Here is a 16177-nt window from a genome sequence, read left to right as displayed (position 1 = left end):
TTCGACCATGAACCACAAAACTTTTCTCATCACCCTGATCGCTTTGGCTCTTGTTGCCGTGAGTTGCGGCTCGACGGCCTCACAACCGGCGGCGGAGCCGGTTCCAACCGACACCCCGCTTCCCACCAGCACCTCGGCCCCCACCAGCACGCCCGCGCCCACCGACACGCCCACGCCCATGCCCACCAGCACCTTCACCCCCACCCCGAACGTGACGGCAACGGCGCAGGCTTACGCGATGGCAACGGCGGAGGCCAACGCCGCCCTCGTCCGCCCCGACCTTGAGAAGATCGGCCTCTCGACCGATGGCGGCTATTTAGGGTGGATGCACGATCCGCTCACCATCAAGGTGGACACTTACATGGAAGAGCGGCCCGAGATTGACTACCCGGAGTTCAGCGCCGCCGACTTCGTTCTTCAGACCGACGTCACCTGGAACACCGCCAGCGGCCTGGCCGGGTGCGCGCTGATCCTGCGCTCCGAAGCCGACGTGGCAACTGGGAAGAGCTATCGTGTTTACATGATGCGCCTGCAAAACCGCCCGCTGTGGGACATCGAGTATTACAACCACGGCAAGTGGCAGAGCACGCTCACCGAGGAGGTCCTCGATGCGCCGGCCCTCAACTTCACCCAGGACAGCACCAATCGCATGACCGTCGTCGCTCAGGGCGACAAGCTCACCGTGTACGCCAACGGCGACAAGATGGGGTCAGTCATTGACGAGCGGCTGACCGAAGGCAATGTCTACTTTATGGCCTGGCAAGAGTCTGGCGAGACGACCTGCACCTTCTCCAATAGCTGGTTGTGGGTGCTGGGCAAATAGGCCCGCACGCTTAGCGCCAGACCTTTAGGGTCTTGGAGACCCTAAAGGTCTGGCCTTTTGCAAAGACCTGACAGGTCTAACTCGAAAGTGAAGTTCCCAATGATCACGCTACGCCGCCTCTCCATCCTCATCCTGGTTCTAAGCCTGACGCTTCCCATCGCCGCCCCGGTTCTGGCCGACACCAGCTACACCGTTCAACCGGGCGACACGCTGACGAAGATCGCAACCCGCTTCAACGTCACCACTGAAGCCCTTATCCAGGCCAACAACCTCAAAAACGCCAACGCCATTCAGATCGGGCAAACGCTCGTCATCCCCGACGGCAGCGCGCCTGCCGCCCAGCCTGCCTCCACCGGGCCTCAAACCTACATCGTGCAAAACGGCGACTCGCTCTTCCGGATAGCATCCAAATTCAACGTCACCGTAGACGCGCTGATAGCCGCCAACAACCTGACCTCGAACACCCTGCGCCCCGGCCAGACGTTGATCATCCCCGGCTCAACCCCGGCCCCGGTGGCTACGATCACGAATGCCGTCGGTTCGGTGTATGACCGGATCAGCGGCCCGCAAAGTTTCGTCAACCGGGTCAAAGCCGGCCTCGACTGGCTGCAGGCCCACGATGCCGACGCTTACAACCGGGTGGACACCTACGTCACCACCATCACCCCAAGCCCTTACAGCGACCGGGCGCAGGCCGCCCCTTTGCCCGGCGGCGGCTGCCTGGTGCGCGCCCTGGCGCGCCGCAACATGTCGGCGCAAATGGTGGCCGCTTTGCTATATCACGAAGCCTCGCACTGCTACCAGTTCGCCGCCGTCGGCGTGCTAACTTCCAAAGAAGCCGAAGTGTATGCCTACTCCGAGCAAATCGCCTTCATGGAGCGCAACAACTTCCCGAAGGACACCCTCGACTTCTACCGCAAGGTGCTGGACTACTACGCCAGCCAACCCGACGACGGCAAATACATCCCGCCGCCCGATTTCTAAACAGAAAGCCCAACATCACAAAGCCCGGTTCCCCGCAAACAGGAGCCGGGCTTTTGTTTTTCTCGAAACTGACAGTTTTTGACACCTTTGCCTCTGTGATTGACAGTTCGCTTAATGTCTACTGAACGCCAAGGAGATATAAACTCATGAACAAAAAACACAAACCTAATTCTCTTGTAGTGTTGGCGACGATCCTGGCGATTGTCGTCACAGCCTGTCAGTCGGCCACACCGGAGCCAACCGCGACTCCGGTTCCGACCGAGGCGGCAATTCCAACGGAGGCGGCGACGGCCATCCCGCCAACGGAGACGGCGACGGCAACGGAACCTCCCACTTCCACGCCGACCGCCGTTCCCACCGACACCCCGACAGCGGCTCCGACCGACACGCCTCCGCCGAGTCCGACGACAGTGCCAACACTGTCGCCTACGTTGGCCGCCACTCAGCCGCCGGCAGTTGCGGCTACCCAGCCGCCTGCCGTTGCCGCCACCAAACCTCCGGCCCCGGCGGCCTCGGGTTCGGTCTACGGCTCCACCGCTGGCCCTGACGGGTTTTTCAGCACCATCACCTGCTCTCGCCCGTCGGGCGACTGCTTGACGATGATGCCGCCTGGCGATGTCAGCTTCAGCTTCACGTTGGGCAGCGCGGCTGATGCGCCGTGGGCGCTCTTCCTGCCTTACGGCTTGTCGGTTGAGAGAGACGGAGCCAACGTCGACTCGATGTTCATGTTCGTGGATGCCGGTTGGCTGCCGCCGGGCTTCACCGTTGGGTTTGGCGGGAGCCGCAACTTTACCGAGCCGGGCCGCTACGTGATCCGCTCGTCTGGCTGCATGCTGGTCAGCGAGGGGCAGTGCGCGTGGACGACGATGGCCGGAACGACGGTGACGTTCGTCATCCAGCCTTAGAAATTCGGCATTCGTAGAGCGAATTGCCAATTCGCTCTACAGACTTGGCGGAATTAGCGCAGGCCTTTGGGGTCTTGAATATCCCGAAGGTCTGCCTTGCCAGTTTGAAAAAGTGACAGTTTTTGACACCTTTTGCTCTGGCTTTGACAGCCTGGTTGGCTTATTGTGATGTTGACAAACCCATTCAACCTGGAAAAGGAGCGACCCTAATGAAATCCAAATCCGCTATTGCCATGGATGGCGCCACCCGCGTGAAAACTGAAGATGGCAGCCTCGCTTTCAAAAGACGAACGTTCGCAACTTGCCTTGTCGTAATAAGCTTGGGGCTGTTCCTGCTCTTGTTTCTGGGAATAATAATAGTGACGGCCTTGTTGATTCGAATATAGGTCACATTACCTTGACCTCTCGCGCCAGGCTGATGGATGTGCCGATTACGGACATTCAGGCGCATCTAAGCAACGGCGAAAAAGTCCGTTTTGGGAGTGTGTCGGGTGACAAAGTTGAGGCGCGCGCGAACACCATTGCTCAACTTGTTGCTAACCTGACAGGCGCGCCAATACGCCAATGACGCCTATGCAGTCAATCAGACCTGTCAGGTGGGCGTGCTGGAAGCATGTGTTAGCGAACTTTACTGCGCCCGCTTCGCGTGACAGGTCTCTTGGGAATCTGCCAAGATGACAGCTTTTGACACCTTTGCCTCTGTCAATGACAGGGCGGGAGTCGTCAAATGTATTTCAAAGGAGACTTTCCCATGAACAAGAAATCCCTCGCTCTCACCCTCATTGCTTTGGTGTTCCTGGTAACAGCCTGTCAGCCCGCCACGCCGGAACCGACGGCAACGCCCCTGCCGACAAACACACTCCGGCCCACAAATACGCCGACGGCCACTGCAACGGCTACGGACACGCCGACGGCGACGCCGACTCACACGCCGACTGACACGCCCACGCCAACCGAGACGGCAACGGAGACTCCAACCCCGAAGCCTACTCTCCCGCCGACGCAACCTCCTCCGCCTATCCCGGCAGTCAGCGCCAGCCTGATCAGAGCTTTCAAGTTGGATAACGGCACTTGTGTTTTTGAAGTCGGCGTCGCCGGGTTTCCGGTAGAGGAGAATTACACGATTACGATTGATCGCCCCGATCCTCAGCCTGACACCTCCGTCCCTTTCCCGGCTCCATCCATCAACGTCGGGTTTCAGCCCGCCAGCCCGCCCGGTGACTACGCCGTTATCTTCCAGGGGACGCAGAACACCGCCCGATATGTCATTCACTGGACGGGCGCATGCCCGTAGCGTTTAGGTGACAGTCACCGGCCCGAGACGGCTTGAAGTTCAAGGTTTTGAAGCCGGTGACAGTCACTTGAGGCGTAGGTGGAGTCGCTGGTCGGGCTTTGCCGAAGCGTCATCGGAGCAGTTTTATAAAAGTGACAGCTTTTGACACCTTTGCCTCTGGCTTTGACAGTCGTAAAGGTGTTCACTGTAAACACCTTAGAAAACAGAAAGAGGGAAACAACATGGCAGATCAACAATTACACCCTGCCCCGACTGCTTGGCTGGCCTTCGCGACCTGGGGAAAAGTGGCCGCCGCCGTATTCGCCGTTTTGCTCGTCGCTTCCATCATTGGTCTGGTTTGGATTGACCGCGCCATTGCTGATTCCAAAGGTCAGGTTCAGACTGTTTCCGGGGGTCAAGCTTGGACTGAGTACATCACGAATGAAAATTCTATTGAGACTGACAACTGGGTGCAAGCGTTGACCATTGACACTGAAGGACGCGTTTGGGCTGGGACCAAAGGGGGGGAACTTAAGATGATTGCGCCTGACGGTCAGGTGACAACGTACAATAGTGCTAACTCAGGATTGTCAGGTGGCAGCGTGAGTGCCGTCGCTGTTGACGACCAGGGCCGGGGGTGGGTGGGAACCGAGTTTGACGGACTGACCATGCTTGCTCCTGACGGCACGTGGAAGAGTTATAAAGCTGATGATTCCAACTACGAAGCGGACTGGGTGCAAGCCATTATTATTGACACTCAAGGCCGGGTGTGGGTAGGAACCAGCGGCGGCGGGTTGAGAGTATTGGAACCCGACGGCAGTTGGACAATTTACACCAGCGCCAATTCCGGCTTGGGTTATGACTATATTGAAACCCTGACTGTTGATGGTCGTGGCCGGGTATGGGTAGGAACTTATGACAACGGAATCTACGTACTGGCTCCAGATGGCCAGTGGACGGCTTACAACCGCACCAACTCTGACTTGAAAGATGAACGACTGAATGCTCTGGCTACAGATCAGCAAGGCCAAGTGTGGGTTGCCGCCGCTTATTCTGGAATCAGCGTAGTTGGATCCGATGAAAGCTGGAAGCACTTTTCACAGGCCGAGTATGGGTTAGGAACGGATGCTCTCGACATGGATGCCGCGAATATTGTGACAGTAGCATTTGATCATCAAGGTCAGGCTTGGATTGGAGCCCAGTATGGCGGGCTTAGCGTATTAACTGCTGACAATCAATGGACTTCCTACACGCCGTCTAACAGCGGGCTTCGTAATCTGAGCTGGCCGGTATTCGCTTTTGATCAGCAAGGTCGGGTGTGGATTGGGGATGCTGGTGGGTTAGGTGTCTTTGATCCAAACGCGGGTGCACCACCACAAAACGTGGAATCGTTGGCCGCTGTTAAGTCGATTCTATCTGGGTTGAGTATCACTGCCTTTGGGCTGATGCTGATCGTTCTGGCTGTTGCCGACATAACAGCCGGAAAAAGGGTTCGCCAATTCGTCGTCGGTTTCATCGGATGGCCTTTGCTCAACGCTATGGTGATTTCGATGCTGGATGCGATCTTGCCCAGCACTGGCGGCTTTGGGCTTGTTTTCATGGCGGGACTTTTAGCGACTGCTTTCCTAGCCCTCCTCAATATCGTTGCCCTTATTTTCCTAGCCGCCAGGCGGCGCGGATGGATTGCCGCAGGGGCGGCGACGGCTTTCGTTGCCTCTATCACCGTAATTTGGCTCATCAACAAGTGAAATAGTGCTTCTTGCCTGGCCGCCGGTTTGTACACTGGGCTGACAACTGCTCATGAAAAGTGACAGCTTTTGACACCTTTGCCTCTGGCTTTGACAGTGATAAACGCGTCAAATGAGCATCAGAAAGGAATTTCAACAATGTCGAACGAACAGCTCTCCACATCTGAAAAGCCAGCCAACTCCTGGCGACAACGAGCATCTCAATTTCTCACTGGTTTCATTGGCTGGCCCACGCTCAACGCCGTAGCAACAATTTTTCTGTCGGCGATTCTAACGGTGTTGGTGCCCTGCGTTGGTTTTGGATGTTTTGGTTTGACGTTTATTTTGCTCGGTTTCCTTGCCGTCATCAACATAGGTATTCTGATTTTTCTGGCCGTCAAGCGGCGCTGGTGGATTCTCGCCGGAATAGTGACGACTTTCGCCGCCTCTATCGCCGTGATTTGGCTCATGGCCGCGCTTCAAAACTAATCGGCCCAGACCTGTCAGGTGGGCGCAGTAAAGTCTCACCAAAATAGGTTTGACGCGCCCACCTGACAGGTCTCAAGCGCAACCGGCAAATGTTCAACTCTGGAAAAGGAGCGACTCCGATGAAATCCAAAACTGCTATAGCTATGGATGGCGCAACCTGCGTAAAGACCAAAGACGGCAACATTACTTTCAAAAAACGGACGTTCACAACCTGGGTGATCATCGTGGGCCTGGGATTTTTTCTGCTCTTGGCACTGCAATTTGTGGTGGCGGACTTGTTTAGTGGCCAGGAATCTAGTCAGGAAGGGGGAGGCCTGGGTGCCGTAGCTATCTTGACGATAGTGATATTTGGCCTAACCCGCAGCATGCTAACGCCATCGGTCTACCTCAACGCTAACTCAAGGGTATTGGAAATTGGGCGCGGTACACCGACACGGCAGATTCTCTTTTCGAATATAGGGCACATTGGCCTGATCTCGCGTGAGGGGCCTATGGGAATAACCCACATAGACATTCAGGCGCTCCTGAACGAGGGCGAAACAATCCGGTTTGGAAGCGTATCAGGTGGAACGGCTGAGGCGCGCGCGAACGCTATTGCCCAACTCATTGCAGACGCAACAGGCACGCCAATACGCCGCTGAGTCGCAGTATTTACTGCGCCCACCTGATAGGTCTCAGGAGATTGCCCCATGAAATGCCCAAACTGCAACCACGTTTCTACAACAGCTTTGTTCAAGTGCTCATCCTGCGGCGAGACGTACGACCGGTCGGCGCTCGAAAAGCTGGAGCATCTCGATTATGTGCTGGCCTGGCTTGACGAGCAGGCGAAAGACCTCAGGCCCGATATCTACACCGTGTTGCGTAGCACAGCCGCAAAACAGCTTGAGGCCACCCGCGCCAGGTTGCCCGCCGCCCCGGCTCTGCCAACGCCTGCAAAACTAGCAGTTGCCTCTCAGCCCCCGCCTGTTTCGACCTTCCCTTTAGCAGATCAGGGGGTTGTCCGCGCTTTAGGTCTGGTTGAAGCCACTCGCCAACTCATTCCAGCCTGGACCAACGCCGGCATCATCAGCATCGCCTCGGCAGGCAAACTGAGTCACCATCTTGCCACACGGGCTGAGGAGTTGCGCGGCAAACTGGCCGGGCAAACCATCAACCTGGAACCGCCCGACGAGTTGCGAGTGCTTGAATTTGTCCTCGGATCAGTGGAGAGATGGGCGGAGGGCGGCCATATTGCGCCTGATGAGGCCAAGACTCTGCTGGGGAACCTGAAACTCAAACGCACTGCCCTCATGCAGGGCGCGCCGCTTACGCCGACTCCCGCCACACCTGCTCCAGCACCTGCACTAGCGGCCTCTTCAGCGGCTCCCGTTGCGCCGCCGATTCACCCGCCTAAGAAAGTCGTAGTCCCGGCATCGGTTGCATCTCAACCTGCACCAGCCGCGGCCCCGGCGGCTCCGGCAAAACCTGCCAAGCCGCCCGCACCGCCGATTGATTGGAGCAAGATATGGGAAAAGGCCTGGGGCCTCGTCGTCTCCGGCGCGCTTCTGCGCGGCCTGCTCTACTTGGGCGCATTCATGATCGTGGTCTCGGCCATCGTGCTGGTTGTGGCCTACTGGCAATTTTTCCATCCCTTGTTGAAACTTGGCTTCATCGCCGCTGTGCCGCTCACGTTTTATGCCAGCGGCTTCTTCATGCGGGCGCGCCTCAAACTGCCTGAGGCGGGCGGAGTGTTCACCGGCATCGGCGCGTTGTTGGTGGCAGTGGACTTCGCCGCCGTCTATCAAATCGGGGGCCTGCGCGGGCAAGTGGATGTGTACTGGCTCATTGCCTCAGTCTTCTGCACCGCGCTTTACACCTTCACCGCCTGGCGGGTGCGCGGCGAGTTCTTTGCTTACATCACCCTCATCGGCGCGACCAGCACCCTGCTGGCTTTCACCAGCCTGTTGGGCCTGCCGCTCGAATGGTGGATCGCTTCGGCGGCGGCCTCGGCGGTCGGGATGTTGGTGGCGGCTTCCCCGTTGAAACGGCAAGGCGGTGGTTGGCGCGATCTCGCTCAGGCGACTCGTCATCTGCCGCAACTCCTTCTGCCGGTCAGTATGTTCCTCGTCCTGCCCGTCCCCGGCAATTCGGCGTTCGGGCAAATGGCTGTGTTCCTGTTCGCCGCCGTCGGCTACGGCCTGCTGGCCTCGGCCTTCCCCGCCGTCTTCTTTGCTCATGCTTCAATCTGGAGTTCCATCGGCGCGGTGATGTTGGGTTTGCGCGCCTCACCCCTGCCGGTTGAGTGGTACGCAACCGTCGCCGCAACGCTTGCGCCGGTTTACATCCTCGCTGGCCGCGCCCTCTATCAACGCCTCCCGGATTTTGCGCCGCCGCGCAACCGTTATCGCGGCGCGGCGAATCTGGCCGGGTTTGGCCTGCTCGTCGTCGCCATTGTCACCGGAGCAGTTACGCTCCTCTTCGTGGACTTGTGGGCAGGCATCACCGCGCTGGCGCTGGCCGCGCTGGTGCTGGGCTGGTGCGCCTACTTCTTCCGCCGATCCGCCTTTGCCTTCTTCGCCGCCGGATTGTTCATCGCGCCGTTCATGCTGGCTGTTGATCAATGGCTGGTCTATCTCGAAGCGGGACAGGGCGGCGCGTGGTTGGCCTCCGCCGGGGCCGGGCTGGCGCTGATCTACCTGGCAACTGCCGCCCTCTTGCGCCGCGCCGACAAATACGCGATGTGGCTCCACTTGTGGGCGCACGCTCTCGCGCCGCTGGCTGTGCTTGGCCTGCTGATCAACTACGCCATCACCGCCGACTCGTGGTTCAACATTCCCTCGCTCGTTGCCCTCACTGGCGTGCTTGCGGTTTATGTGGCCTCGGCGGTCATCCACGACAGTGGCGGCCACCCCGGCCTCTCCAACTTTGTCAACTGGTTACCGTCTGACATCCAGCAGGACATTTTCTTGTGGCCGATTGGTCTGTTGATTCCGATCTGGATCGGCGTTGCAGGATGGGGAACCAACATTGCCCGCCCGTGGTTTGGCGTTGTGCTTGCCGCGCTGGCGCTGGTTTACGTGGGCGGCGGGCAATTGCTGGCTCTCCGCAAAGCCGCCTATCGCTTCCCGCCGCACGTCTATGCTTACCTGCTGGTCGTCGTCGGCATTGCCGTTGCGTTGAACGACAAACTTGCGCTGGTGGCAACGCTTTACATCGCCGTAGCCGTCATGGCCTCGCTGGCCGCTCTCTATCGCCGCGTTGCCGAGTCGGCCATCGCCGCCGCGCTCTTCATCTGGCCGTTCCAGTTGACGCTCCAGCTTTCGCCGCTCACGCCGCACGCTTACTCGCTGGCTTACGCTTTGCTGGCAAGCGCCGGCTATATTCCGCTTGGCCTTTTGCTCGACTGGCGCGGCAAGGGCAAGTTTCAAACTCAACCTTATACTATTCCACTTTACGTTGTCGGCCACAGCCTGGCGGCGTTGGCCGTGCTTGCCTCGCTGGCCGGGCGCTTGGGTGCGTATGAGATCAATGTGAAATGGATCGGCGTGGCCGTGCCGTTGATTGTTTCCGGCTTGCAAGCCCTCAGCCTATATCGCTTCCAGAAGTTTCCGTTCGCCTGGGCAACCGCCGCCCTCTTCCCCATTGCTTTTGGTCAAGCCTTCACCTGGCTGAGTGTGCCGCCCAAATATGATGCGGCGGCGTGGGTGCTGTTGGCTTTTGTGTATATGCTCGTCGAGCGCGGCTTAGTGATTAATGTCGAAGCAGGCTCTATTGTTGACGCGCTCCGCGCGCGCAGTCAGAACTTCCGCTGGCCGTTCGGCCTCGGCGCGGCGGCGCTGTGCGCCCTCGGCCTGGCCCTGACGGCTTATGAATTAACTTACGCCTTCCTCATTCGACCCGCCCTGGCCACCGATTACGCCTCGCTGATTCTTGCCCAGGGGTTGGCCGTCGGCTTCGTCGTGCTGGCGGCGCGGCTCTATCACAGCCGCTGGCCGCTCTTCGTCGAACCGGCCCTGGCCTTTATTCCCTTCACCCTGTTCTTCTTCGCTTATGGCGAACGGCTCTTCGGGCAGGCGCTTACCCTGTCCCAATTCAGCGTGGTCTGGCCGGCGTTGGCCATTGCCCATTTGCTGGCCGCCCTGCTGCTCGACCGGAACAAAGTGCGCTACTCGCACGGGCTGTATCTTGGCGGCTACTCATTGACCGGGTTTGCCCTCCTGTGGTCGGTGCTGGCGGGAGATCGAGTCATTAACTTGTACGCGCTGGCCGTCGCCATCGTAGTATCGTTAGCCTCTCACACCCTGGCTCACTACGGCCATCACCATTCATTTGGCGACTTGATCCATTTCATCTGGCCCTATCAGAAACGGCCGGCCTCGGTTCTGCAACGCGCCGCGCGCACCATCTTCCTCTTCGTCACCGCCTATGCCGTGCCGGTCTGGCTGGCGCAGTTCATGGCCTATCTCCAAGTGCCGCTGGCCTGGCGCGGGCTTGGGCTGGCGCTGGCCGCGCCGATCTACATTGCCTTTGGGCTGGCCGCCCGGCGGGTGCGGGCCGAGTACACCTGGCCGCTTTACAGCGCCGGTTACGCCCTGACTGCGATTGGGGCAATGATGGCCTTCGATGATCTGGTCATCGCCATTTACGTGCTGGCGCTTAACACCGTCGTGTACGCCGCTTCAGCCTACATCTTCCGGCAAGCGTTCTGGCTCTATCTCGCCAACGCCCTCGTCCCGATTGTGGCCCTGCTCACTCTGAGCCACAACGACGCCCTCACCGCGCCCTGGGTGTCGGGAATTTTTATGGCGCTGGCGTTCGTGTACTTTGGATTGGGGCAGCTGTTCAATCGCCGAAAGACTTCCGAAGTCTTGAGAGACTTCGGAAGTCTAAGTCCTTTCGCCCTCGCCTTCTTCGCTCCCGGCTACTTGTTGAGCGCCATCGCCTTAGCGGTCGCAAGTGGTGATAGGTTGCTTGCCATCGAAGTCTATTCGGCGGGCGTGGTGCTTTACGCGCTCTCGGCCTGGGCGTTTCGCGAGACGGTGTTCCTCTATCCTGCCGCGTGGCTGGCCGCCGTGCCTTACTATCTCGGCATGACGCTGGCGATTCCACCGGGCTGGTACGGCCTCGGCTGGTTGCCCCTCATCGTCGGCTATATCGTCATCGGTCGGTTCGTCTTTCACAAGAGGCCGCTCGGCGGTTTGAAGGACTCTCTCACCCACCCGGCCCTGCCGTTCTACCTGCTGGCTTACGCCCTCAGCCTGAGCATGATGATCCTCTCGCAGGCCGACGCGCTCACCTTCACCCTGGCCCTGGCGGCTGGAGCCGTCATCTACTTTGCCTCGGCCGCGCTCTTCCGTCGGTTCGCCTGGCTGTATCCGGCTTTGCTGGCGGCGCACGTTGGGCTTCTCTCGTTCTTCGCCATCAACCCCAGCAACTTGCCGCCGCAATACATTGCATTGCCTTTCTTGGGCTTCACCTGGCTGGTGGCTCTCGTCGGCTACATCTTTAGCCGAAGGCAGGGAGAAGGTCGCCTTGTCTCCCTGTCTCCGTGTCTCCGTTATCTGCTGACTCCCTCCTGGTCACAACCCTTCTTCATCTTCACCGCGCTCGACGTAATCTTCTGGCAGGCGGTCGCCCTGGGGCGCTACGAGACGGCCATCATCGTCGCCGTCGGCTTTGCCATTTTGCTCGGGCTGTTCGCCACCTTGTGGTCGGATGGTATGTTGCCCTACTTCACCTTTGGCTTCTTCCTGCTGGCGACAGGCTATCACCTGAGTTGGGCGCATGTCTCTCTCGCCGACTCGTCGGTGGTGATTAGTGGCATTGGCTTTGGGCTGTATCTGCTGGCCCAGATCGCGGCCCTCGCCGCCGGCCCCTCTCCCGTCGTGAAACAGCACACGACAGGGGAGGGAAGAGTCATCCCTCTCAACATTTGGATCAAACCATTGACCAATGTTGCCATGACTCTCACCGGGTTAGCCGTCGTTGCCACCGTGCCGTTTGCCCTCTCGAACACCACAGCCACCGCGTTTGCGCTGGCGTTCGCCGGGGCGCTCTATCTCACCGTCGCCTATCGAGGCCGTCACTACCGTTTGGGTTACACGGCCATGGCGATGTTGCAGGTGGCCTGGGCCTTGCTACTCATCAAGCAGAATCTGGTCGAGCCGCAGTTGTACGCTATTCCGGCCGGGCTGTACTTCGGCGGCGTAGGCTTCCTGGAGCGGCGGCGCGGGCGCAAGTGGTTCGCCCTCGTCGTCGAAAGCTTCGGGCTGGCGGTGCTTCTGCTCACCTCATTCATCCAGTCGCTCAACGGCGGCGCGGCGGGCCTGCCGCACTTCGTGATCATGCTCGTCGAAGGATTGCTTGTGATCTGGTGGGGAGCGGCGCGGCGGCTCAAAGCGCCGTTCTTCATCGGCGTGACGGCCAGCGCCCTCAACGTGGCCGGGCAGGTGGTCGTGCTGTTTGGCGGCGGCTCCACGTTGATCCGCTGGTTGATCATTCTCAGCGCCGGCCTGCTGTTTGTGACCGCCGCCGTGTTCGTCGAACGCCAGCGTGTTCGCATCATCGCCAGAGCGCAGGAGTGGCGGGTGGCGTTGGAAACGTGGGAGTGAACAGAGGTAACACATGAAAAGCACCGATAAATTCCTCATCGGCATCGTGGGCGGTGTCATCTTGCTGGTGGCCGCCGCCTTTGCCGTCGCCTTCCTGCGGCCCAAGCCCGCCTATCAGCCGGAAGACGCGCCGGAGGGCGTGGCCCACAATTATCTCTTTGCCCTGGAACAGGCCGACTACGAACGCGCCTACGGCTATCTCTCGCCCACCATCAAAGGCTACCCGGCCTCTGCCGAGGCCTTCAGCGAAGATGTCCACGATTACAGTTGGACTTTTCGCCTGGAAGACTCGACCACACTTGAAGTTGAGTCAACCCGCGTCACCGGCGACCGGGCCGTCGTCACCGTGCGAGAAACGACTTTCTACGAAGGCGGCCTTTTCAACAGCGGCGAGTACAGCAACACCTTTGACGTCACCCTGGTTCAAGTGGCCGGGAGCGGCGAATGGAAAATCGTCTCATCCGATTCGTACTGGGCCTGGTGCTGGGACGACAAGGATGGGTGTCAATAAATAGGCAGGAGGTCATCATGGTTACCGTTCGTCGTTGGTATATCTTTCTTGTTTGCGCCATCAGCCTGCAATCGGTGACGTGGGCGGTCATTACCCTGTTGCAGGACTTGCTCACCAGCGGCGGCTCGGTGGTAGCCCTCGCTTTTCAGATCGCCGTGGTCGTCATCGGCCTGCCTATCTTCCTCGTTCACTGGCTGTGGGCGCAGAGTCTCGCCGGGCGAGATATGGACGAGCGCGAGTCGGCCCTGCGCCGCCTGTATCTCTACGGCACGCTGGCCCTTTTCCTCGGCCCCATTACCGTCAACGCCTTCGACCTGATCGCCACGCTTTTAGGGCTGGCCTTCGGCGGGCGGCGGACTGATTTCGGTTTCTTCCAATTTTCTCCGACCGAGTTCATCATCCGCAATCTGGCGGCAATCGCCGTCCTGGCGCTGTTGTGGTTTTATCACCAGTGGGTGACGGCGGGGGACGCCAAAGCCGCGCCTGAAACCGGGAACCCGGCCACCGTGCGCCGGCTGTACATCCTGGGGTTCAGCGCCGCCGGCGTGTGGGCGGTGACGCTGGCCGTCATCAATCTCCTGCGCTGGATCATGTTCCAGTTTGGCGGCTCGACGTTCGGCGGCCCCGACATCTTCAGCCTGACCGGCGAGGTGGCGCGGCTGGCAGTGGGCCTGCCGCTGTGGCTGTTCTTCTGGCGCTGGGCGCAACAACTGTTCACAAGCCCCAGCGAGGAAGAGCGTGAGTCGGCGTTACGAAAGTTGTATCTGTATCTGACTGTCTTTATCGCCGCCCTGACCTCGATTACCAACGCCACCTTCATCCTCGCCGGTTTGTTCCGCCGCCTGCTCGGCCTGCCGTCGCTGGGCGACATTCGCGGGCCGTTGCCGATCATCATCGGCATGGCCCTGTTGTGGGCCTATCATGCCTTCGCCCTGCGGGGCGACGCGGCTCTAGCCGGCGAAGCGCCGCGCCAGGCCGGAGTGCGGCGGCTGTATCTTTACCTGGTGGCGGCGGTTGGTCTGGCCGCATTTCTCGTCGGGTTGAGCGGCGATGTCAGCGTCTTCATCCGCTCGGTCAGCGGCATACGCTTTGGCCCGGACCTCAAAGAACAATTGTCGTGGTTCACCGCCGCCCTCATTGCCGGCCTGCCGGTGTGGCTGTGGCCGTGGCGGCAGGCGCAGGTGGGAGCAGTGGCGGCCGGCCCGTCGGGTGCCGACGAGCGCCGCTCAGTCGTCCGCAAGCTCTATCTGTACTTCTATCTCTTCGTCGCCACCATGACCGTGCTCTCCGGCGCGGTGTACATCGTGTTCCGGCTGTTGAGCCTGGTTCTCGGCGAGCGCGGCGGCGGCAACCTGATCAGCGATCTGGGGCAAGCCATCGCTTACAGCCTGATCGCTATTGGAGTCTGGCTCTATCATGGCTTTGCCCTGCGCGGCGACGGGCAGGCGGGCAAACGTGAGCAGACTCAACGGCTGGCGGCCATGCGCGTGGCGGTGGTGGACGTGGGCGAGGGCAACTTCGGGCGCGCGGCACTCGACGGACTGCGGCGCGAATTGCCCAGCCTCACCCTCGATCCAATTGGCCTGACTCCGACAGCGGCCACGGCGATGGGCATAGACTCGACCATCAGCAATCAGCCATCTGCAATCGGCAGCCAATTAGCCGAAGCAGGATTGATCGTGGGGCCATGGAACATCGTCGTCGTCGGGGAAGCCGTCACTGCTGAAGTGGCCGCCGCCGTCGTCGCCAGCCCGGCCCGCAAACTGCTGGTTCCAGTGCGAGCCAATGGCTGGGAGTGGGCGGGTGTGGATCGGTGGAATGCCGAAACTATCGTCCGGCAGACGGTGCGGGCCGTCAAACAAATTGTGGAAGGCGAAGAAGTCAAGCCTGCCCGCCCGCTGGGGGCCGGGGCGATTATCGGCATCATCGTCGGCGTCTTCTTCCTGTTGATCCTGCTGGCCATCCCGGTGCTGTATTTCTTCTTCTTTAGGGGCTTTTAGGCCACAAGGAAGTCATCATGCTCGAAATAGTATTCGCCATTGCCGTTCTCGCCGTGCTTGCAGGCATCGTTTGGATGTTGGAGCGCCGCCTAAAGACTCATGGCGCGTTGTTCACCGAATCGACAACCTCAGCCACGCCTTTATGGAGGCTGTTGGCTTTGCTGTTAGGCCTCTTGTTCGCCGGTTTGTTTGTGATGGAGTTGATCTCCTCATCGCCAATCCACATCTGGTTCCCAATATTGGCGATTGCCCTGATCGGCTATAGCATCGGCCTGGGCGGATTGCTCAACAGAATTCAAGGGCAGAAAAGAGAGGGCGGCAACAGCCAGGGGTCAGCCACATCCTCTTCAGTTGACGCCTCTGCCGCGCCTGAAGCGACAATAGAAGAAGTCAAATTTTCGCTGAACCAGCCCACACGATTTCTCATCACTCTGGCGATCGTGATCTTGGCCCTGGCGGCGGCCTTGTATGGAACCATTTGGGTGATCACCCACCCCGACAGCCCGGTCACAACTACACATCTTGTCATTGGCCTCATCGTGTTGGCAGTGTTGGCCCGGCTCGTTCGCTGGTACAAGTTGCTCGAGAGCTTGCTCAAGCTGTTTACCGGAAAGCGGGATCATCATGAACGCTGAATAGACGGTCTCCCCCCGCGTTCTGGCGGGCTGGGCGTTTGCCTCGGCGCTGGTCATCGTTCCAATTGGCGCGGCGCTAGGCGGAGCATGGAATCAGATTGCGGCAGTCATGTTCGCCGGTCAATAGTGGTCATTGTTGGCCGACGGTTTCAACCATCTCGCCGAGCATCGTCAGGCGATCCGACAATTTTGAAGTGCGCGTGCCTTGAGTCAAGGGCTTGTCGCCAGAAAGGAACTTTC

At 59.6% G+C, this 16177-nt stretch carries 11 protein-coding genes; all 11 read left to right on the top strand.

Features of this window, described 5'->3' with window-relative positions; translation table 11 throughout:
* Positions 1-7: 7 nt before the first annotated feature.
* Positions 8-823, top strand: a complete 816-nt coding sequence (locus HYZ49_06185; GenBank protein MBI3241868.1) for a hypothetical protein — start codon at positions 8-10, stop codon at positions 821-823.
* A gap of 99 nt (positions 824-922) precedes the next feature.
* Positions 923-1807 (top strand): LysM peptidoglycan-binding domain-containing protein, encoded by an 885-nt coding sequence (locus tag HYZ49_06180; GenBank protein ID MBI3241867.1) that lies wholly within the window; start codon positions 923-925, stop codon positions 1805-1807.
* Between the two features lie 146 nt (positions 1808-1953).
* Complete coding sequence (locus HYZ49_06175; protein ID MBI3241866.1) at positions 1954-2712, top strand: hypothetical protein; 759 nt, start codon at positions 1954-1956, stop codon at positions 2710-2712.
* A 751-nt stretch (positions 2713-3463) separates the two neighbouring features.
* Positions 3464-4006, top strand: a complete 543-nt coding sequence (locus HYZ49_06170; GenBank protein ID MBI3241865.1) for a hypothetical protein — start codon at positions 3464-3466, stop codon at positions 4004-4006.
* Between the two features lie 221 nt (positions 4007-4227).
* Positions 4228-5733 (top strand): hypothetical protein, encoded by a 1506-nt coding sequence (locus HYZ49_06165; protein MBI3241864.1) that lies wholly within the window; start codon positions 4228-4230, stop codon positions 5731-5733.
* A 138-nt stretch (positions 5734-5871) separates the two neighbouring features.
* Positions 5872-6201: a hypothetical protein gene (locus tag HYZ49_06160; GenBank protein MBI3241863.1), complete on the top strand. Its 330-nt coding sequence runs from the start codon at positions 5872-5874 to the stop codon at positions 6199-6201.
* A 119-nt stretch (positions 6202-6320) separates the two neighbouring features.
* Positions 6321-6842 (top strand): hypothetical protein, encoded by a 522-nt coding sequence (locus HYZ49_06155; protein ID MBI3241862.1) that lies wholly within the window; start codon positions 6321-6323, stop codon positions 6840-6842.
* Between the two features lie 48 nt (positions 6843-6890).
* Complete coding sequence (locus HYZ49_06150; GenBank protein ID MBI3241861.1) at positions 6891-12791, top strand: hypothetical protein; 5901 nt, start codon at positions 6891-6893, stop codon at positions 12789-12791.
* Positions 12792-12804: 13 nt separating this feature from the next.
* Entirely contained in the window at positions 12805-13302 is a 498-nt protein-coding gene (locus HYZ49_06145; GenBank protein ID MBI3241860.1) for a hypothetical protein, read from the top strand.
* 17 nt (positions 13303-13319) lie between these two features.
* A complete protein-coding gene (locus HYZ49_06140) occupies positions 13320-15302 on the top strand; it encodes a DUF3842 family protein (protein MBI3241859.1) in 1983 nt (660 codons plus the stop codon).
* Between the two features lie 17 nt (positions 15303-15319).
* The gene (locus HYZ49_06135) at positions 15320-15937 is read left to right on the top strand and encodes a hypothetical protein (GenBank protein ID MBI3241858.1); all 618 of its coding nucleotides are present in this window, start codon (positions 15320-15322) and stop codon (positions 15935-15937) included.
* Positions 15938-16177: the final 240 nt, after the last annotated feature.

This window comes from Chloroflexota bacterium, assembly GCA_016197225.1.
GTDB lineage: Bacteria > Chloroflexota > Anaerolineae > Anaerolineales > VGOW01 > VGOW01.
This window is presented reverse-complemented; position numbering and strand designations above follow the sequence as displayed.